Raw genomic sequence first — 21493 nt, 5'->3', positions numbered from 1 at the left:
TTGCGGTGTGTCTATGATCCGCCGCCAATCCGCTTGATAAAAATGAGTTCGTTTTCGGAAAGGCTTTAGCCGTATGGAGCATAAAAAAATGTCCGGGAGCAGAGTTGCGCTAAGCGCGACAACCGCTCTGATTATAGGGTTGACTGGCGTAATGACCAGCCCCTCTGCGCTCGCTGTGAGCGGTGTTGCGGGTGTTATGCCCGCCGTTGACCCCGATAGTTCAGAGGCAGTCGCGCTGGAGCAGGGAACTGCCAACTGGAATTTCCGCGACAGCTTCCGCGACTACGTGGGCACAAGCAATGAAACGCGCACAGAACCACTGAAAACCGTGCCCGAAACCAGAGAAGATCTTGCCTGGCAGCTAGCGCCCGGGCAAACATTTGACTCTCAAACACCCGAGCCGCTAAAGTTTCTAGGTAAAGTCAACTGGGAAAAATACGATGGCATCCTCAATGTTGATATTGCAAATCCGACAATTGATTTCCAACGCAAACAGCTGCTTGTGGACGCTAAAACTGCGGGCACACTTTCTGGCAAACCAGCCGCCGCGTGGCAGCAGCGCGCGCTCTTAAACCTGCCTGATCTGCAGTGGGAGGTTAAAGAGGGTGTTTTCAAAGCCTGGTCACACAGCCCCGTTTTCACCAGTATGTCATCTGATCTCGTTGGCTTCTACGAGGGCGAAAAAGGCGCTCCTTTGGTGGCAACCGCCAAAGTGACAGGAACCGATGCAACAGCACCCGCGCCTGTGCTTTGGGAACTGTTCCCAGAAAAATACGTAAACCCGTTTGAAAAAGACAAGCTAATCGACCCCGACGAGGTGACCGAGTCGGTGGAGGTGCCCGATACAAGCCTGCGCGCCTGCATTCTGTGGGAGCTAGACCTCAACGAGAAAACCCCGATCGTAAACAAAGTGCTGCAACAGGTGCAGTCAATGAACTGCATTAACGGCAATGGTAACGGCAAAGTGAAAGATTTAACCGGGCTAGAGCACGCCAAGAATCTTGTGAGCCTGCGTGTTAACAACAACGAGCTGACCGACCTGTCGCCGCTCAAGGGTGCAACCAAGCTGCAGTCGCTCGATGTTTCTGACAACAAGCTCACAAATCTGGACATCGCCAAGCACCTGCCAGCGCTCACCAGCATCAGCGCGGAAAATAACCGCATCAGCGACATTTCAGGGCTTAAAGGACACACCGAGCGGATCGAAAAACTGCAGCTCGACAACAACAAACTGACTCACCTTAACGACCTGCCAGAGGATCTGATCCAGTTCAGCGCGGAAAGTAACCGCATCAGCGACATCACCGGAATTGCCAAATCACCTTACCTGCGGGTTATTAACCTGCGCCACAATCGCATCACGGATGTTAATCCGCTCAAAAATCTGCGGGTTGTGACAAAGGTCGATCTTCGCAACAACTTCATAACCGACCCCGCGCCGCTCGATGAGCGCTGGAGCAGTCGGTTTATTCCGCTCGAGTACGTGCGGCTGAACTACAATAAGTTTAGCGATTGGGCGCCCGTTGCGGATGTTAAGGGCATCGACAAGCCCCGCGACAACAGCGCACCCGCGCAGAACCCCAAGACCCTGGAGGAGCTCGCCTTAGCTGACGAAAAGCTCGATGCGCTGCACGCAGAGCAGGATAATCCTGTGATAACAGCGGATCTGACAAGCACCGCGCCAGCGGGCGAAGCGCAGAAATCAACGGACGCTGGCGGCGCGGTCGACGCCGCCCCGACAGCGCTGTTCAGCAATATTCCTGAGGGATCTAAACTGCTGCTCGAAAACGCTGCGGCAGATGGCAGCGTCACCGTGCCAGACCGCGGTGTTTTCACCATTGACTCGGACGGCGTCGTGACGTTCAATCCGTCCGGCATTGCGGTTGGCTCTGCGAGCGTGACTGTGGCGCTGCACACTCCGGCCGGAAACATTCACAAGGCTACCTACACGGCTGTTGCCACACAGCGTCCGGCTCCCACTATTAAGGTAGCGGATCTCACAGCTGACGGCAAACTAACCGCGCAGCAACTAAGCTTTGTTGCAAGCGGATTCCTGCCCGCTGAGAAGGTTAAAGTAACCGTTGACGGCGCTGAAATTGCATCTGTGCAGTCTGATACCGCAGGAGTTGCCAAACTCGACGGCTGGCCGATACCGGTATCATTTGCTGGCGCAGAACACCTTTTGAGCCTGTCTGCAAATAGCGGATCAGGCTCGGTGAAGTTTAGCGTGCCAGCAAGGGTACACGCTGTTCCTGAAACCGCACCAACACGTCCGGATCTGCCAATTCTTACGGTGCCGCCTAACACCACACCAAGCGCGGATACTGGCGCTGACGCGACCCTAGGGGCGATCTCCGGAATCGCTCCTGCTGATGCAGCTAAGCAAAAAGAAGCTAAAGCGGATGTGAAAAAACAGCTCGCCAACACGGGAGGTTTTGAGATTGCGAATATAACCACCGCTCTGCTGGGCGCGCTTGCGCTTGTTAGTGCGGGCATTGTAATCATGTTCGACCGCCGCAGGGGCACAAAACAGTAACTTACAACTGTAACAAAAAAGGTGGGTGTGCGTTTTCGCACGCCCACTATACTGCGCTGAGATAGGTTTTGTAACCTCCGAGATTGAGACGCACCTCGGGGTGCAGTTTATAACCGAGCCGATATCAACCGGATTTAATTTCGAGCATCCGCCTAAAGAATCGATTATCACCCCGGCGGTGCGTAACCTGATTACGGTTTGCGTTGTGGGGCTTGCGCTGCTTGTGATAATCGTGGGTGTTATAACCCTCGTTAATATTGCGCAGTTGCGGGCGGAAAAAGCCGCGCAGGAAGAGACCGCAAAGGCATCCGAAGAGGTTAAAATATCGCCCGAGCCGGTTGAGCATACAGCGCCCGCGCCCAAATCTGAACTCACTACGGCGGATGTTAAAAAAGCCGATGTTGATTGGGTGCGTGCCGCTGCCGCATCCGCTAATATTCCAGTGACAGCGCTTGCGGTCTATCTTTGGGTTTACCGATGCTTTCGGTTTCCGTTTGCAGACCCTGGGGCTGCCACAGCAACTGACAGACTCTATCCCCTACACTGTAATTCTTGCTGCACTGATTGTAATGTCGATGCAACCGCGACGCAGAAAACATCTCACAGAATCTAAAATAACCTAGTGTCTGCGTCTGCTATGTTGTCGGATACGGCGGCGGATTCCGTCGGGAGTGCGCCCACTATAGCAACAGATTCCATCAACGGCACTCTTGTTGCAGACACGGCTGACGGGAGCGGTGAGAACATTATTCTTGGGCAGGATGTTTTGGGTGGTGAGGTGCCGCAGGTGGTTGTTCCTGGCGGGTGTTTTCATGGTTCACGCCCGCTCGGCGCGTGGACTTTGCTTGGCACAACCATGGCGCCGCCTTTTTCTTGGGAACAGTTTACGCTTGCTGAACGCGCCCACTTGTTGCGTTCTCACCCGCGTTTTGCGGCGGATATAGCGCGACTGACTAGGGATTAGCCTTTTTCAACGGGCAGGGGGCTGACAGCAGAACGGTCAACCCACCTGCTCGGTTGTTGCTTCTGCCTGTGGGTGTTACACGCGAGCCTGTAACCGTCGGCGTGCCACAATCCCGGCCGCAACACCTACTGCAAGCACGCCTGCTCCGGTTAAATACAGCCAGTCGGACGCGATTCCGCCGGTTAGTGGTAGTGGTGGTGCAACAGCCGCAAACTTGCGCTGCACAGCAACGCTATACTCCACACGAACCGAACCAGCTATATTTCGAAACTGACTCGTGAAAACATCACTATCCGTAAACTCCCACCCGTCAGGAGCTGTAACCTTCCTAATAGTCACAACACAGTTACTACCCTTCCAAACGCCCTCATGTAACACTTTAACAGGAAAACTACCGTTTGCAACATCAGCATAATTAAGCGTATGCGTGAAAAAAGCTTTATGTTTAATAGGTCGAACACACTCAACATCACTAGTAACAGTTACAGCACCATCAGCAGGATAATCCCCCACAGGCTTAAATACACCAGAAACACTCACTTTAGTGTTCGTAACCGTCAAACTAGCAGTATTAGTGTTGTTTGCCTGGTTAGCATCGTTATACATGACACTGGTTGTGGCCGTGAAATTCCTGCTCATCGAATCAAAAACCCCAGCCACACCACTAGTAGTAACAGTAACACTACCGTCAACGGGAATCAACGGTATCGTCCCAGTCAGAGAATGAGATGCCTTATCATACATCCACACGGTAGGACAAGCAGCACCACCAGTAACCTGACAATCCGGTTTACTGGTGGCAGTAGTTGCAGCAAACCCGTCCCGTGGCAGCTGGATAGTGACAGGCACATTACGTGCCTCGTTACCAAGCGCATTAATTTTAGACACTACACCCACATTATCGCTGGCTTTAACACTCGCTGATGTAAAACTCGTTTCAACAGCAACATCAACCGGTACACGCTCTAATTCTAACGGTATAGTAGCAGTGCGCTGGTCGCGAATATTCCGCTCATGCAACACAATAGGATTATTGTCCTTCCATCGCCACCCGGCCGGAACCATACCCTTATTAACAGTTATTTCACAGTTCGCACCAACTTGAACCTGATTAGACAATAGTTTAGAAGCGAGGCCACTACTCGAACGCTGAGCATAATCTAGATTAAACGTGAAATCACTCCTATGCGGCATCCCACCAGCGACGGTGCAGGAAATACTACCGTTCACGCCAGCAACACCCGTATTAGGGGCAGCACCTGTAGAAGTGAACAAGGCTGATAGCGAGGTTGTTGCAGGAGCAACCCGGAATGTGACCTCAGAAACATGTTTATAGAAAAATAAATTGATTCTGTCATCACTACCGAAAGGGTCAATAGGTAAACCCACCCGATCCTTATCGCGATAATCCTGCAGTAAATTGCTTTCAACAGTTGTTGTCACCTTATTAGACACGCCAATCGCACCAGCAGCAACACCCGTTATAGTAATATTCTCTTCTCTTTTCAGTCGATTTAAATTACTGTCACGGTCTATATAACTCATGTCGAGACTAGCCTCTACTGAGTGTGAATCCTGATTGTATTGCCAAGTGATAGAATTACAGTCCTGAAAAATACAGTTTTTAAATGTTTCAGTCGTTACAGCAAACCCTTTAGGCAATTTAATAGTCACACGAACTTTAACTTGAATCGACTCTAGATCATTATTATAAAAATCCGTTTGCGCTACATCCTTGATCTCAATCAGTTTTACTTTTATGGTCACATTTTCGCCTGACAAGTATTCTTGTTTATCAGTTTTCGTGCTGCTTACAACCAGGCAATCTGAGCCTAGGGTCACAACACCTGGTTGGATGATGTTACTTTTAGCACACGTATAAGTCTCATCTACGTTTACTGCATCCACAGTCGACGCTTCCGTCTTAACACTGCCACCAGCACCCCGTCCTAAAACACTCGCAACAGCAGTAACACTATTACCCGGCAATGGATTAGAAGCCACAGCCGGCACCGCCAAGTTAGGCACTGCTGTCTGCACGCTAACAGTTTCCACCTGTTCCAAGCTTGAAACATTCACCGCGGACTCCGCGTTTTGCGGTGCAACCAGAACACTAGCCGATAACACTAGAGTGAGTATGCTCGCGAGTATGCCACGCACCCGTAACAATAGTGAAACTATGCCATTCACAGCAACCACCTATAAACATTCGGAGAAACTTTTGGAAAGTTTCAAGTTTTAAACGTGAAAATAAACCACTATTAAAACTACCCCCCCCCCCCCCGAAAAAATCAAATTGCGTAGCAAAACTATCGCATCAATAACAATGTGAATTAGCCATCCTCAAAAAAAGAGAGCAGCTAATTTACGTTGAGGCAGCTACCAGTGCGGCCTCCCCGGTGGCGGGCGTGCCAGATTGAATGTGCTTGAGCCCTAGCGCTAGAAGCCCTCCCGTGACGATGATTGCGGCTATAATTGCGAAGCAGAACTTCATCAGTGTTTATTTCTTGCGGGGATATCTGCGGTAAGGGTTCTTTAAGTGGCGGAGCTTTTTAACGCTTTGACGTGTTTTTCTAATGCCAAGGGACGCGACTCCAGATTGACGCTATTCGCACAATCTAGAATTCCAGAATTTTATAAATTCAGCAACCCGAGTGTGGAATCTTCCAATAAATTATCACTCGCACAGCAGAAAATTTATGCGCATACAATCCCGCTAGTGCCTGTTGTATTCAGAAAATCCGGTGTACGCGAGGCGTTCACACGCGAAACACTCAGACAAACCAGCACAGACATCACACACCCGCGCGGAACGCCAGCACCATTCCAGCAGTTTCCCACAGAACCAGCGCGCCTATATGTTCCATCCACAAGCCCCCCCCCCCCCCACAGCAGATCCCGCACACAACACATCTGCACACCCGCACAAATAAAAATAGAGCCCGGCAAAAGCCAGGCTCTATTAGCTGTGAGTAGTAAGGAGGTTACTCTATAACTTTGGTAACGGTACCAGCGCCAACGGTGCGACCACCCTCACGAATAGCGAAACCAAGACCCTCTTCCATAGCGATTGGCTGGATGAGCTCAACGGTCATCTCAGTGGTGTCTCCGGGCATAACCATTTCAGTGCCTTCTGGAAGTGAGATAACACCGGTTACGTCAGTGGTACGGAAGTAGAACTGAGGGCGGTAGTTGGTGAAGAATGGGTTGTGACGTCCACCCTCTTCTTTCTTCAGAATGTATGCGTTGCCCTCAAACTTGGTGTGGGGGGTAATTGAACCTGGAGCAACAACAACCTGACCGCGCTCTACGTCTTCACGCTTGGTGCCGCGAAGCAGCAGACCACAGTTCTCGCCAGCCCATGCCTCATCAAGCTGCTTGTAGAACATTTCAATACCGGTAACGGTTGTTTTCTGAGTCGGGCGCAGACCTACGATCTCAACCTCAGAGTTGATCGCAAGAGTACCACGCTCAGCGCGACCTGTTACAACGGTGCCACGACCGGTGATGGTGAACACGTCTTCAATCGGCATCAAAAACGGCTTGTCTTTGTCGCGTACCGGGTCTGGAATTGACTCGTCAACAGCTTCCATAAGCTCAACAATAGAGTCAGTCCATTTTGCGTCACCCTCAAGTGCCTGGAAGCCTGATACGCGAACAACAGGTGCGTTATCACCATCGAAACCGTTCTTAGAAAGCTCTTCACGAACCTCCATCTCAACGAGTTCGAGAATGTCTTCATCATCAACCATGTCGCACTTGTTAAGCGCAACTAGCAGATAAGGAACGCCAACCTGCTTTGCGAGCAGGATGTGCTCTTTAGACTGTGCCATAAGACCGTCAGTTGCAGCAACAACAAGAATCGCGCCGTCCATCTGAGCAGCACCGGTGATCATATTCTTAATGTAGTCAGCGTGACCTGGAGCATCAACGTGCGCGTAGTGACGTTTTGGCGTCTCATACTCAACGTGTGAGATGTTAATGGTAATACCGCGCTGGCGCTCCTCCGGAGCTGAGTCAATTGTGTTAAAATCGCGCCGCACATTGGTCTCTGAAGGGAATTTTTCTGCAAGAACCTTCGAAATAGCAGCGGTAAGGGTCGTCTTACCGTGGTCAACGTGACCAATGGTACCAATGTTTACGTGCGGTTTGCTCCGCTCAAACTTTGCTTTAGCCAATTCATCCTCCTGGGACGTTGTAGTGTGTGTTGCTTGCACCCAATTTCTGAGGAAGTAACACAGGTTTCGGATTGTAGATTACTTATTCCATTATGCCCTAAAGCACAATAGGTTTTGCTGAATACCGCCTAAACGGCTCCAGCAGGGCATCTAATTAATTAAGCACCCTGAGCTTTCTGAATGATCTCATCAGCCACAGCCTTAGGAACTTCAGCGTATGAGTCAAACTGCATGGTGAACACAGCGCGTCCGCTAGTCTTAGAACGCAGATCGCCGATATAACCAAACATTTCAGACAGTGGCACAAGTGCGCTCACAACTTTAACGCCCGAAGCGTCGTCCATTGCTTGTACCTGACCACGGCGTGAGTTAAGGTCGCCGATTACATCACCCATGTATTCTTCAGGGGTGCGCACCTCAACGGCCATAACAGGCTCAAGCAGCACCGGCTGCGCTAGGCGAGCCGCCTCCTTAAACGCCATCGAGCCAGCGATCTTAAACGCCATCTCAGATGAGTCAACATCGTGATACTGCCCGTCAAGCAGAGTAGCTTTCACACCAACAACCGGGAATCCAGCGAGGATACCGTACTGCATCGCATCCTGAATACCGGCATCAACTGACGGGATGTACTCGCGCGGCACACGACCGCCGGTCACCTTGTCTGAGAACTCGTAGATTGCATCGCCCTCAACCTGAAGCGGCTCAATAGCGATCTGCACTTTCGCGAACTGACCAGATCCACCGGTCTGCTTCTTGTGCGTGTAATCGTGCTTTTCAACCGTGCGGCGGATTGTTTCGCGGTATGCGACCTGCGGCTTACCAACGTTAGCCTCAACCTTGAACTCGCGCTTCATACGATCCACGATAATATCAAGGTGCAGCTCGCCCATACCGGCGATAACCGTTTGCCCCGTTTCAGGGTTTAAACTCACCCTGAATGTTGGATCCTCTTCAGCAAGTTTCTGAATAGCGGTCGACATTTTTTCCTGATCGCCCTTGGTCTTAGGCTCAACCGCAACCTCGATAACCGGCTCAGGGAAGGTCATAGCCTCGAGCACAACCTGGTTTGCAGGGTCGCACAGGGTGTCACCGGTTGTGGTGTCTTTCAGGCCGATAACCGCGTAGATGTTACCGGCTGTGAGCTCGTCAACAGGGTTTTCTTTGTTGGCGTGCATCTGGAAGATTTTACCGATCCGCTCTTTTTTGCTCTTAGTGGAGTTAATAACCTGCGCACCGGTTGCAGCCTTACCAGAATACACGCGCACGTAGGTGAGGCGACCGAAGAACGGGTGCACCGCAACCTTGAACGCGAGAGCCGAGAACGGATCGCCAGCTGTAGGCTTGCGCTCGATTATCTTCTCTTCGTCTGACGGATCGTGAGCTTTAATAGCGCCGATATCTAGCGGGTTAGGGAGGAAATCAACAACCGCGTCAAGCATTGGCTGGATACCACGGTTTTTGAACGCAGAGCCGCAGAATACCGGGAAGATTTCGTTTTTAACAACGAGCTTGCGGAGAGCCGCTTTAATTTCGTCGTTGCTGATTTCGTCGCCCTCAAAGAACTTTTCGAGCAGCGCGTCGTCGCTTTCAGCAACGGTTTCTACGAGCTTTGCCCGATACTCTTCGGCTTTTGCCTGTAGCTCGGCAGGGATCTCGCGGATCTCATACTGCGCGCCAAGGGTCACATCGCCCTTTGCGTCACCGGGCCACACAAACGCCTGCATTGTGAGCAGGTCGATAACGCCGATAAAGTCGTTTTCAGCACCGATTGGCAACTGCATAACCAGCGGCTTTGCACCCAGACGGCTCACGATTGTGTCTACTGTGAAGTAGAAGTCAGCGCCCATTTTATCCATCTTGTTAACAAAACAGATGCGTGGCACTTCGTATTTATCCGCCTGTCGCCATACTGTTTCAGACTGGGGCTCAACACCCTCTTTGCCGTCAAAAACAGCAACAGCACCGTCGAGCACGCGCAGTGAGCGCTCAACCTCAACGGTAAAGTCAACGTGACCGGGGGTGTCGATGATGTTGATCTGGTTGTTGTTCCAGAAGCAGGTTACCGCCGCGCTGGTAATTGTAATACCGCGTTCTTTCTCCTGTTCCATCCAGTCTGTTGTTGAGGCTCCATCGTGTGTTTCACCGAGTTTGTGATTCACACCCGTGTAAAACAGAATGCGTTCGGTTGTGGTGGTTTTACCAGCATCGATGTGCGCCATAATGCCTATGTTACGAACCTTATTCAGGTCGGTGAGCACGTCTTGTGCCACAAGTTCTCCTTTTTACGAAGTTTTTAAATCTAGCTGTTTGCAAGAGTGTGCGAGCGTAAAAACACGCCCGCACACAGTGCACTTTACCAGCGGTAGTGAGCGAATGCTCGGTTTGACTCCGCCATCTTGTGAGTGTCTTCGCGACGTTTCACAGCAGCACCAAGACCGTTAGAAGCATCAAGAATCTCGTTTGTGAGGCGATCTGTCATAGTATGCTCGCGACGATCTTTTGCGTAGCTGGTGAGCCAGCGCAGTGCGAGCGTGTTTGCGCGGTGCGGACGCACCTCAACAGGCACCTGATAGGTGCTGCCGCCAACGCGACGAGAACGCACCTCAAGGGTTGGGCGCACGTTGTCAAGCGCTTTTTTCAGCACTGCAACTGCGTCTTCACCTGTTTTTTCGGCAACCTTTTCAAGTGCGCCGTAAACAATACGCTCGGCAAGACCTTTTTTGCCATCGAGCAGGATTTTATTAACCAGCTGGCTTACAACGGGTGATCCGTAAACCGGATCCGCAACAACTGGGCGCTTAGGAGCAGGACCTTTACGCGGCATTACTTCTTCTCCTTCTTTGCACCGTAGTGGCTACGAGCCTGTTGCCGGCCTTTTACTGCCTGGGTGTCAAGCGCGCCACGCACGATACGGTAACGCACGCCAGGTAGATCTTTAACACGACCGCCACGCACGAGCACCATTGAGTGCTCCTGCAGGTTGTGACCCTCGCCCGGAATGTAGGCGGTAACCTCTGTTCCGTTAGACAGTTTCACACGAGCCACTTTGCGCATCGCAGAGTTTGGCTTCTTTGGTGTGGTTGTGTACACACGGGTACACACGCCACGCTGCTGTGGGTTCGCTTTAAGAGCCGGTGCCTTAGTTTTAGAAACTTTAGGTGAGCGACCCTTGCGAACTAGCTGCTGAATTGTAGGCAACTTATTCTCCTTGTTAGATGCTGCACGGTGACAGCAATGCTGGAATAATTAATCAGCACTTGCTACCTGAGGCGGTAGCAACCTGCCGCAACCGCCGGTGCGGTAACTGGTGCAGGTATGCCGTGGGGGTAATGGGCGCACGCCCAGGGACCCTGAGTGTTCTTTTTATGGCAAGCCACAAGGTGAAACACTTCTAACCTATATTACGCTGTGGCGTTACGGGATGCAAACCGTGCTTAGGAAATAACTCCGGGAAGGCGGCGGATCGCGCCTCACGCCTGCCGCTTGACTGTGCTTGACTGAGCCTGACTGCTCCTGCCTGTCCCTGACTGTGCCCGCGCTAGTATTGCACGTTTGAGTCGGCGGATCGCGTCGAATCCCTCCCCTCAAATTTTTAAGGCTTTTGCGTAGGAGGAGGGGGGGATTGTGTTATAATCGCGACTAAGAATAGCTGCTGCGTGGACTATGCAGCAACTGTTTCAATTCACGTTCGGGAAGCACCGGAAGGATAAAAATGAAACTTTTCACAAGGATCGGAAACATCATTAACACCGCAGTTTTGGGGCTGTTTCTGGGATGGAGCATCCTGTTCCTTACTGTATTCGCGGTTTTTGGAATCGCGCATCTAACCGACAGCATAATTTATTTTCCCGGGATTATTAAAGCCTGGTTTGCACTAGAAGAGGGACAGCGCGTCCTGCTTTTCGAGCCGGAATACATCAGAATACTAATTGTGATCAGCACTATTGCAATAATTTACTTTGTTATGACGTGGCGCAAACCGCGCAAAAGCCTTTCCGAAAGCCTGCGTTTTAGAAGGTAACCCCGTTACCGTAACGGCATAGGCGGTTATTCTCGGCACGCAATGTGTGAAAGCGACCGCCTTTATACTTTGCGCGCCACCCGGTGAGGCTCGTGGCTATGGCAGATTGCTGTGAATGTCATTCTAACTAATCACTGTGACACAACTTGCTTGATGAGCACGATGATGTCGTCGTGCTTAAGCTGCGGGGAGAACTGAACCTTGATGTTCTCGTCACTGATGGAATCGAAGAACCTCCTAGCTGCCTTGAACCGTAGCTTCTCTAACTCGCGCAGATCCGACTGTGCTTCAACATCCTTGGTTTCGATGATAAAGTTCAGTGACATTTTGCCGTCTGCACCTTTCAACACGTACATGAAGTCCGGGCTTGTGCTGCCACCGAAGTAAACAGGAACGCGAATGGAACGCCTCGGGATCTTGCCGTAGACAACGACCTCATCGAGCACGTCGGAGTCTTGGATGTTGTCCTTTTCTTTCGGCGAATCGTAGACAAACGCATCGTAGAGAAACTTATCAGGCACGTTAACGCTGGCATCACGATAAATACCGATGTTTCCCTGGACAATATCACGCAAAGGTTCTCCGCTTGGTTCAGTAAGCGCTGTGGCTCCTAGCGGTGCATCGATACGGGTGTATGAAAAACGATTAATAAACTCGTATTTCATCCACTCGTAAAACTGTGCGACGAATCGACTGAGCGTGGCCCTGTTGAAGAACCCCTCTGGCAACGGATGCTTCGCGTTGTATCGCACAAGACCAGCGTTGATCGCCTGGATCGGCAGATAGGTTTGCAGATAGACTCCTTTGAGCCAGTCAGCATAAGTGAGAGTGTCATCGACGAAGAACACGGACTTAGTTGATGTCTCCGCGATCAGCTCGCCATTGTCACCGCGCCCAATCGTCTCTTGCGTAAATCGCCCAGTCTGAGCGGTGTAGATCTTCGAATCCAAAATGCCGTCGACACAAGTTTCAATTTCTTGTTCACTGAGGTCTTCGAGTCGCAGATAATATTTGGCGTTAACAGCCTCCCACAACTCTTTAAGCTCAGCATACCGCCCAGGGCGAATCCCCACCTTGGTTTTGGATTTGTTCGTGACGACCTTGTCAGGCTTGAGCTTGCCCACGTTGAACTGTGGATAATGGTTAAACAGCTCTTGTTCCTTGCCTTCCAAAATGTTGCAATCACGATCTACAAATTTATGTGCATGCCACAAGTCGAAGAACAAATCATCCTCACTCATTCCTAGCTCTGCAGCCACCCTGGGCAAAAGTTCCTTCACAGACGGTGCTGCCACCGCAACATCAGAGTTAATCTCGCCAATCAGTCTATTAGCGAACGACTTCTCGGTGTAATCAATCAAGTAAGTGAGGTAAAACTGCTCGTGCGCAAGCCGTGCACCGCTAACGTCTACGGGCAAGCGAAGACCTCGCCCAACTTCTTGCAGCTTCGAGATTTCTGAACCGGATGAGCGTAGCTTCACGATCTGGAATACATTCGGGTTATCCCACCCCTCACGCAACGTCCACTTCGAGAAAATAAACCGCATCGTATTGGGCGTGCCATCCGAACTCACGAACGAAAGCAGAGACTCTTTGTCACGTAAAATCTGATCAACCTCAGCTTGGATAGCATCATCGCTCGAGGAATTATCCGCAGAGAAATAGCCGCCATTCGTCGCAGCCACATCCGCCAGTGACGCACGCAGATAAGCAAGGTACTCCTGACCGACTACTGATGTGTCGTTTTTGCGCTCGGTGATTTGCTCACCCAGTTTGGCTGCAAGAAGTTCGTGGAAACATGCACGCAGATGCCCCGGCCCGTCCTCACCGCGATAGGATTCGATCGAGTCGATGAAAAACAGCGTGAGTGTTTTGACTTTGGTGGAGCGCCGGAAGTTCTCCCACTCAGTCTCAAAATGATTATCCAGAGCTTGCTTCATCATTAAGCTCTGGTAAGTCTCCGAATACACGCGGCTAGCCAAAATATCGCCCGTGGTAAGAATCTGCCCGTTCGATAACGTAACACCGGATTTGATCAGCACGTTCTCGGTCTTGCCCACACTCTCAACCGCAAGACCGGCAAAATCACCGTCCAGATCGCCCAAAGATTCACCAACCCGCAACGTTATGGATTTGCCGGTATCGAGGTTGTTAAACGTAGCGCTCTTAGGTTTCGAACGTGACATACCAGTCAGTTTCAACCGCACAGATTCGCTACCGTCGTCTTGGGGATATTGTATCGTCACGCCCTTAACAAGCTGCTCATTAAATGCTTCAACAGGGCCGAGATTAAACACGAGATTGTTGTAATCTGTAACCCCGGACTTTTCAAATTTCGGAAAGGTTGCCCCGAAACGGAAAACAGCTTGCGGCTTAACCTGCTCGAGTAGGACTTGATAAGCCTTATTCTCGCGTCGGAATCGATGAGGTTCGTCAATGATCACCACCGGGCGAGTCATCGCCAACGCCTCATACGGTTGACTCGACATCCCCAACACCGACTGATCGTACACCGTTGCCATCGTCGTTTTCGACTGCAGCATCCCATCGGTCATCAACAACGCCCTGATCCGGCCTTTCACCAATCTGGAGGCCTGCACGAAATTCGCTATCGCAGCAGGAAACATTTTACGCCCCTTCGAGCGCTGCTGTGGATCGAGCACGTCAAGATCCAGCTTGAAACGACCGCCATAGGTGTCATCAAAATACTGTTGCGCATAGTCCGCTTTCATGAACGATCGGGTACCTTCCTTAATAGGAGTCGAAGGCACCAAGATGATAAACTTATGAAACCCGTAAAGCCGGTTCAGCTCGAACATCAACTGCGTGTACACCAGGGTTTTGCCAGTACCAGTCTCCATCTTAATGTCCACACCCAACACACCGTCGTCAGTACGAGTACGCCACGCGCGCGGCACAGCAGCCACACCGTCAACAGCTCCAGCCTGCAGTTGCGCAATATTATGCTTGAGCTGTGGATTGCTCACGTCAAAAACCGGATTCGCTTCCGTGGCAGACGAGAAACTAAGATCAACACCCGCGAACACGCCAGCCGCCGCGATCAACGCTCGCTGTTGATGATCGAGAGTTTGAAGCCTGATCTGCATAAGCTAGAATCTTTCGATAACATCAACGGTTTTACCCGACTTTAACACAGCCAAATTTTTCTTCAACTCGTGCATCACCGAGAACTCAACCGAGTAACCAAACACCACAACACGAGACAATCCCAGCTCACCAGTCTCCAACATTTGGACAAGCTTAACCACATCATCACTGGTCAACCCGGTGTTAATGACATAGCCAGAGTCACCGCACACATCAAGCTCATAACCGGCCAGTTTCACTCTCTCTGCCAATATTGTAAGCCCGTAGCCGTCCTTCACCAGCCATGTTGCCAACACGGTGTCATGCCCAGGCGTGCCCCTAAGGGAAAACTTCTCCACATAATCACCGGTAAAAAGAGCATCAGCATCGTTTGGGTTGAATTTTTCCAGGTCCTCAAGCACCCTACCAGACGGCTCCTCCAGGCGATACAGCTTGAACCCGTAATCAATATCCGCACCGGTTTCATCCTTAATCTTCGCAGCCGCACGCTTGATACGCTCACGGCCAATCTCGTCAATAGTGCGGTAACCAGCCTGACTTGCTGGTTTACCTTTTTCCACTAATTCAGGAAGCTGAACCATTATGAATTTGCGATTCCCCTGGTCATGCGCATTCATTCGGAGAACAGCTTCAGCACTTGACGCTGATCCCGAGAAAAAGTCTAAAATTACTGCACCAGGCTTATCAATCAGATTGAATAACCGTCGCAAAAGCGCAGTCGATTTCGGATGATCAAAGATTTTCTTTCGGTCGAATAACGAGTCAAATTCTTTTGATCCTGCTGCGTTTGTATATTCGTCAAACCACGCTCTATCGACTTGGTACTCGGTCTGATCTTCCACAGGATTTAAATAAATCTTGCGTTGAATTTTTGAACCATCAAAGACAAGATAGCGAGAGGCCTCGGAGTTGAACTTTTCAGGTCTCCAAAGCCACCTACCTTCCATCCCGTTTGATAGCGGAGGAACCACCTCTACGGCATTATCAGATTTCTCAAGAGAAAGCGTCCCGTCCGGAGTGACAAATATTGGATACCACATATTAGGTCGCGCCACCCTGGTGGCATCTGAGCCACTGGCGTGAAATTGACCGAGTCGATAATCACCATGATCGTCTCTGTAGGGATAAACTTTTTTCCCCTTTACGAGACGGCTTAAGGATGCACCTTCACCTCTGGTATAAATCAATACATAATCGTTCAGTTTACGCAATACCGCTTCGGATCTCGACGCGGCAGATCCGGCACCTGTTTTTCTAGGCGCACAGGCGACATAATTTTGCTCACCAAACACCTCATCGCACAACAGGCGTAGATTCGCCTGTTCGTTATCATCGATACTGATGAAAATGACACCATCATCTAAAAGCAGCTCTTTGGCAAGCTGTAACCTAGGGTATAAAAACGTCAGCCACGCAGAATGCGAAGACTTACCTTGAAGGTCGAGGACACGTGCCGCTTCATCTTCGCTTAGTCCAATTTTGTCGACCAGCTGCGCAGGAGTGAAGCCAAAGTCATCGTTGTAGACGAACCCATCGGAACCGGTGTTATATGGCGGGTCTATGTAAATACACTTAACTTTCCCCGCATACGAGCCGAGCAGATGCTTGAGCGCGTCAAGGTTATCGCCAACAATATAGAGGTTCTCTGATTCCTTGTTCTGCGGCTGGTTATTATGTTCAAGATCTGGAACTACAACGGTTTCAGTCTCGGTGGAGGTGAGGTATTTAGCATACGATTTGCCGAGGAATTTAAGCTCGTAGCCTTCCTTGGTGATGCTCACATCACCTTCCTTAAGGCTCTCTTGAAACCGGTCAAGCATGAATGCCCCATTTTTATCGAAATACTCTGGTAGTGCTGCACACAGTCGCTCGAGCTTAAATTCATTGGGAGTAACGGCTTCGTTATGTTCGCGTGCATCACGGATCATTGCGCGATCTCCTGTTCATTCGGGACGACCTCGCAAATATCAGCGATGCCGCACAGTTCGTACCTCTCCGGAGTGGATTGTAAATTGTATATTCTACAAAATATACCACAAAATACAGCGTTTAATCACCGCACAAATTGCCGCTCACACCCCCCCCCCGGAGAAAACCCAACCGCCTATGTGTTTAAGCGCCGCCTCGGCAAGGCTCGAGGTTCGTGACTCACGGCTCGAGACCCGAGCCGTACGGCTAAAGCGCACTGCTAACGGGGTGTGCAAAAGTTTTGAGATCTTCCCAAGATTCAGCCTTGGCAACATCCTTTTCGTAGGCGATTAGATAACCCCAGTGCTGCCCCTCATAAGCGTCTTCAGTAATAAGCTGACGCACCAGAGCCTCAGCAACCTTACGCTTAGCATTAACCTGAGCATCATCACGCCCCCGCTCCGATTTACCCTCAATAATCCAGTACACGCCCTCAGTGTCCTGCGCAACAAAGTCTGGAAAATAGCGATCTTTCGCGTTGTAATAAACAGCGGCTTTATCCTGCGGATGTAGCCGGTGCCACCATTTAATTCTAGGGTCGGTGTTTAGCAGCTGCGCCAGCTTGTACTCGCCGCTGTAAGAGTCAAAAGACTCAGCTTCAAACAGTGACTTAGCCCATCCGCCATACACTCGACCCCTCACAAACTGCGCGCGCGACTCGATCTGCGCGTGCACCCTCGCTCCCAGCGGCAGCGTATACCCGTCACCGGGCATGGCCACGGGGCGGATAACAGGAATCTCGGGAATCTGACGCTCCGCATTTTTCACGTGAGCCCGCACAAGATCTGCCAGCTCGGCACGCGCAGAATCAAGGGATTTTACACTCCACCCGGCAAACGTCACAGATTGCATAAACTTCGGTACTAAAAACGTTTTTACGTAACGGGCAATCTGTTCGGTTTTAGGCACCAGCGGCAGATTCATCACCAGCTGCACCAGCGCATTCTGAGCCTTATCATCGCTCACATAAACAGAGTCGACCTCAGCGCTCTCGCGATCCTCTGCCCGCAGCTTTTTACCGAGCACGGCGACAATCTCCTTGCGATGCAGCATTTCCCCTGTTGAGGTGACTCGGCGCGCGGCCTGCTCCACCTGCGCGTCATCAATCTTAGCCAGCTGCACCACTGGCGGCCGCATAGTCACCGTCGTTACCGGAAAATAGTATGTAACATCGGCAAAAACCGGGTTGCGTTCAATAAAAACCGGATCTGCAGCTGACTCTGCGGCAGCGCTCAGCTCGCGATCGTTAAGCTCGCAAATTCCCACTCCGGGCGCGGTATCGCCGCCAACAAAAACCGCCCCAGATTGCGCGCCCACGGCGGCGGCATCCGCTGTCGCATACAGCTCAGCAGCTCCGCTCGCACCAGCTGGTAAAGCAGCTCCACTCGCAGTACCCAACAAGACACCACCGGTCGAGTTAGCATGTAAAGCACCACAGCTCGGTGCCGAGCCCACGCCGTCACCTGTTGGCGCAGCTGCCGGCAAAGCACCACAGCTCGGTGCCGAGCCCACGCCGTCACCTGTTGGCGCAGCTGCCGGCAAAGCACCACAGCTCGGTGCCGAGCCCACGCCGTCACCTGTTGGCGCAGCTGCCGCGCGGATCGCATCCGCAACCACGACCTTATTCTGCTCTGAAACGGCTTCTTCTAAGCCGAACTGTTGCAACACGTTTTCAGCACGCAGCAGCTCAGTAAAAGACTGGTGCGCGATGATGTCGAGCTGATCGATCTGCCAAACCCCGGTATATTTTCCGAACGGCAGACGCAGCCCGCGCCCCATCGTCTGCTGCGTTAACACCTCAGAAGCCATCGCCCGGAGGGTCACAACAACCGCGATATTCTTTACATCCCAGCCCTCTTTAAGTTTATTAACGCTGACTACGGCAAGCACAGCAGATTCCGGGGCATCGAGTGTATCAAGGCGATGCTGCGTCAGTTCATCCTCGTGTTTCGAATCCACCTGCAGCACGGCCTCGTCTGTGCCGAAATACTCCGGGGTGCGCAGCAGGTTAGCGACCTGGGTGGCGTGTTCAACATCAGCGCAAACCACAAACACAACGGCGTTAACACGGGCGCAGTTTTTGCTAGTGGCGTATGCGTCATAGTGGCGCTGCTTGATGGCGCGCAACTGCAAGGCATCCCGCAATTGCTGCTCTTCAGAGGTCTCGTCAATACCGTATCCGGCTTTACGAAACGCCAACACCGGAGCTTTCACATACTTATCCTGAATCGCACGGTAGAGCGGATACTCGTAAATAACACGGTCAACTTTTTTATCCGCCGACGCGGTTAAACCGACCACCGCCGCCGGATCAAGCTCTTTTAACGCCGCGTTAAACGCCACCGCGCTTGAGCTGTACAGGTGCGACTCGTCAGCAATCACAACAAGATCGTCGAGCTCTTTTAAGTAGTCAAACAGCACACCCGCGCTCTCGTCAAAGCGGCGGGGTTTGCGCCGCATCGCCTCCTGAGTATTACCGCGGGTTTCGCCCTCGGCATCTTTGGGCGCGATCAGCTGTTGAATATTAAAAATAAACGCCAGCAGCGGCACTTCACGGCCGTATACAAGCGGCGCTAAACCGTTTTGCCGGGTCACCCACGCTGAATAATCCTGCGGGGTGACCACCTCGGGCGGCACAACAGATCCGCTAATATAGCGCGGCGAACCCGGGGTGAAGTTCTGTACCGTCTTCGCCTGCACAGTTTTACCAGGGGTAACAATCACCACGTTGCCCACACCCTGGCGGCGTAGATACTCCACGAACGCGACCATTAAATAGGTTTTACCGACACCGGTGGCGAGGTTGAGCACCTGCATAACGGATGGCTCATATCCCCCGTCGAGGGTAAAAATCAGCTGGCGCAGCGCTGCTTTATTGGGGGCGCGCAGCTCAAACTCGGAGCTGATTGCTTCGAGCATATCAGAATCAAAACTAATGTTTAATCGAGTTGTCATTACAGCTCGCCATCCTCTGAGTAGTTAAACAGGTCATCCGGCAGCGCCACCACTCGCGATCCTTTAACCGTGCGCCGCAGATACTCCCGCACCCCGTCTGCAACGCCTGTGGCGGCGAGCGTGATCGTCTCACCGGGCCGCACGTGCGCTGCCAGCCAGTCTGTAATTTCAGTCGTGGCAACGCCCTCAATAACCTTTAACAGGGCACTGCCGCGCCGGGCGTCAAAAACGTGGTCGTCATCCGCGTGCAACAGGGTAAAGCCGAGGTTGGCCGCAACCGATTCAATTAACACCTGCCCGGTCGCCTCCGGGGTTAACAGCACCCTGCCCAGCTCAGGGTCGTAGTCAAAACAGGCGGGCGACAGGTGCGCAACCTGAAAACCGCCGCCGCCACGCCAGTTAAGCACTTCTTTGGTGCGCTTAGTTTTAGCCGCATTTTTTAGCGCTTTTACAAGCGGATCGCGCTTCGCTGCGGCATCATCGGCGATAAGCTTATTTAAAACACTCGTAAATTTCGCCGCGTCATCGGGGCTGACCCCCTCGGGAAATTGCGCATTATCGGCGGCGACGCGCTCGCCTTTTGTGCGAGTTATGCCGCCGGGATCTTCGTCGTTAATGACCTTTTCTAACCGCGGCCGGGTAACCCGGGTAAAAGTGGCTGCTAAAAGCTCGCACGTAACCCAACGCCGCCCCATTTTTTGTGCCACCGCGGCGGTGGTGCCAGAGCCTGCGAAAACATCGAGCACAGTATCGCCGGGGTTGGAGCCGATGTGAATAATCCGCTCCAGCAGGCGCTCAGGCTTGGGAGTTGAAAAAACCGCTTGGTCGGGAAAAAGCGCCTTGATCTCAGACTTCGCCTCGTGATTGTGCCCAACCTGATCGTTGGACCACCACGATCGCGCGGGCTGACCAACCGGTGGCAAATAAACTTTCCGCCCAAAACCGCGCTCCTTAACAAAAAACTCGGGCCAGGCTCCCCGCTGAATGCGCCGCTCGGCCATAGCGCGAGATTCTGCGGCAAGCTCAGGGTCGATAAGCAGGTCTGGAATATCCTGCCGCAGCTGGTCCGTCTTAAGACCGCTTTGCTGAGCACGCGCCTTAAGATCAGGCTCAGCAAAAACGTAGTGCCCAAATTCAGACAGCGACTCCAAAAGCCGTGAGGTCTTAAACCTCCACTGGCCGCCCCTGACTGGAAAATGCACCGCACCGGAGATTGGGTGCTGAATCCCGAAAAGACTCGGGCCTTGCCGCTTACCACTGAGGTTTCCCGGTGCTGATAAATCGCCAGACTTCCAAATTCCCAGGACATCATTATCCGGGTTACTGTAGCGCGCGTTTTCGGCTGCGGTTCTCGGCATCCTGTGCAACCGGGTTGCTTTGCTTGCCGCGTAGCAGAGAATCACGTCTTGATCAACCGAAACACGTTGAGCGTGGGATTGAGGCGCATAAACCTTTTCCCAAACAATTTCTGCAACAAAATTTACCGCACCAAAAACCTCATCCAGCAGCAAACGCATCCGATGATTTTCTGCGTAGTCAAGATGCACCCAAATCGACCCGTTATCGGCGAGCAGTTTTTTCATGTGCGTCAGCCGGTCGCGCATCATCGTAAGCCAGATTGAATGCTCGAGATTATCTTCGTAAGAGGCAAAAGTCTGCGCCGTGTTAAACGGCGGGTCAATATATATTAATTTAATTTTGCCAACATATTTATCAGCCAGCTCCGGAACCCTGGTGAGAGCTTCAAGCACATCACCGGA

At 51.8% G+C, this 21493-nt stretch carries 13 protein-coding genes; 4 read left to right on the top strand and 9 right to left on the bottom strand.

Annotated elements, in window-relative coordinates; genetic code table 11:
- The first annotated feature begins 88 nt into the window (after positions 1-88).
- Genes KJY78_RS03935 through KJY78_RS03925 form a run of 3 tightly spaced genes read left to right on the top strand, consistent with a single transcriptional unit; the run spans position 89 to position 3500 of the window.
- Positions 89-2536, top strand: a complete 2448-nt coding sequence (locus KJY78_RS03935; protein WP_214337312.1) for a leucine-rich repeat domain-containing protein — start codon at positions 89-91, stop codon at positions 2534-2536.
- A 25-nt stretch (positions 2537-2561) separates the two neighbouring features.
- Entirely contained in the window at positions 2562-3149 is a 588-nt protein-coding gene (locus KJY78_RS03930) for a hypothetical protein (RefSeq protein WP_214337311.1), read from the top strand.
- Positions 3150-3158: 9 nt separating this feature from the next.
- Entirely contained in the window at positions 3159-3500 is a 342-nt protein-coding gene (locus KJY78_RS03925) for a cupin domain-containing protein (protein WP_214337310.1), read from the top strand.
- A 75-nt stretch (positions 3501-3575) separates the two neighbouring features.
- On the opposite strand, the gene KJY78_RS03920 is transcribed toward KJY78_RS03925, so the two are convergent.
- The 5 genes from KJY78_RS03920 to rpsL all read right to left on the bottom strand — a co-directional run bounded on the left by KJY78_RS03920 (position 3576) and on the right by rpsL (position 10879).
- Positions 3576-5504 carry a hypothetical protein gene (locus KJY78_RS03920; RefSeq protein ID WP_214337309.1) on the bottom strand — a complete coding sequence of 643 codons (1929 nt, stop codon included), beginning with the start codon at positions 5502-5504 and terminating at the stop codon, positions 3576-3578.
- Between the two features lie 980 nt (positions 5505-6484).
- Positions 6485-7678: an elongation factor Tu gene (gene tuf, locus KJY78_RS03915; protein ID WP_214337308.1), complete on the bottom strand. Its 1194-nt coding sequence runs from the start codon at positions 7676-7678 to the stop codon at positions 6485-6487.
- 158 nt (positions 7679-7836) lie between these two features.
- A complete protein-coding gene (gene fusA / locus KJY78_RS03910) occupies positions 7837-9951 on the bottom strand; it encodes an elongation factor G (RefSeq protein ID WP_214337307.1) in 2115 nt (704 codons plus the stop codon).
- Between the two features lie 83 nt (positions 9952-10034).
- Entirely contained in the window at positions 10035-10505 is a 471-nt protein-coding gene (gene rpsG, locus KJY78_RS03905) for a 30S ribosomal protein S7 (RefSeq protein ID WP_214337306.1), read from the bottom strand.
- Positions 10505-10879 (bottom strand): 30S ribosomal protein S12, encoded by a 375-nt coding sequence (rpsL, locus tag KJY78_RS03900; RefSeq protein WP_214337305.1) that lies wholly within the window; start codon positions 10877-10879, stop codon positions 10505-10507. Before rpsL ends, rpsG begins: the two co-directional genes overlap by 1 nt.
- 514 nt (positions 10880-11393) lie before the next feature.
- Here rpsL and KJY78_RS03895 point away from each other — a divergent pair.
- Positions 11394-11702 (top strand): hypothetical protein, encoded by a 309-nt coding sequence (locus KJY78_RS03895; RefSeq protein ID WP_214337304.1) that lies wholly within the window; start codon positions 11394-11396, stop codon positions 11700-11702.
- A 131-nt stretch (positions 11703-11833) separates the two neighbouring features.
- Here the strand turns inward: KJY78_RS03895 and KJY78_RS03890 are convergent, their stop codons facing one another.
- From KJY78_RS03890 to KJY78_RS03875, 4 genes are all read right to left on the bottom strand, one after another.
- A complete protein-coding gene (locus KJY78_RS03890; RefSeq protein ID WP_214337303.1) occupies positions 11834-14809 on the bottom strand; it encodes a type III restriction-modification system endonuclease in 2976 nt (991 codons plus the stop codon).
- A 3-nt stretch (positions 14810-14812) separates the two neighbouring features.
- Entirely contained in the window at positions 14813-16738 is a 1926-nt protein-coding gene (locus KJY78_RS03885) for a site-specific DNA-methyltransferase (RefSeq protein WP_214337302.1), read from the bottom strand.
- A gap of 247 nt (positions 16739-16985) precedes the next feature.
- Entirely contained in the window at positions 16986-19733 is a 2748-nt protein-coding gene (locus KJY78_RS03880; protein ID WP_214337301.1) for a DEAD/DEAH box helicase, read from the bottom strand.
- Positions 19733-21484 (bottom strand): site-specific DNA-methyltransferase, encoded by a 1752-nt coding sequence (locus KJY78_RS03875; RefSeq protein WP_214337300.1) that lies wholly within the window; start codon positions 21482-21484, stop codon positions 19733-19735. The genes KJY78_RS03880 and KJY78_RS03875 overlap by 1 nt, the downstream gene beginning before the upstream one ends.
- Positions 21485-21493 lie beyond the last annotated feature (9 nt).

Origin of the sequence: Canibacter zhuwentaonis (assembly GCF_018531145.1) — a bacterium.
Classification (GTDB): Bacteria; Actinomycetota; Actinomycetes; order Actinomycetales; family Microbacteriaceae; genus Canibacter; species Canibacter zhuwentaonis.
The sequence above is the reverse complement of the archived record's forward strand: the minus strand, read 5'-3'. Positions and strand labels throughout refer to the sequence as shown.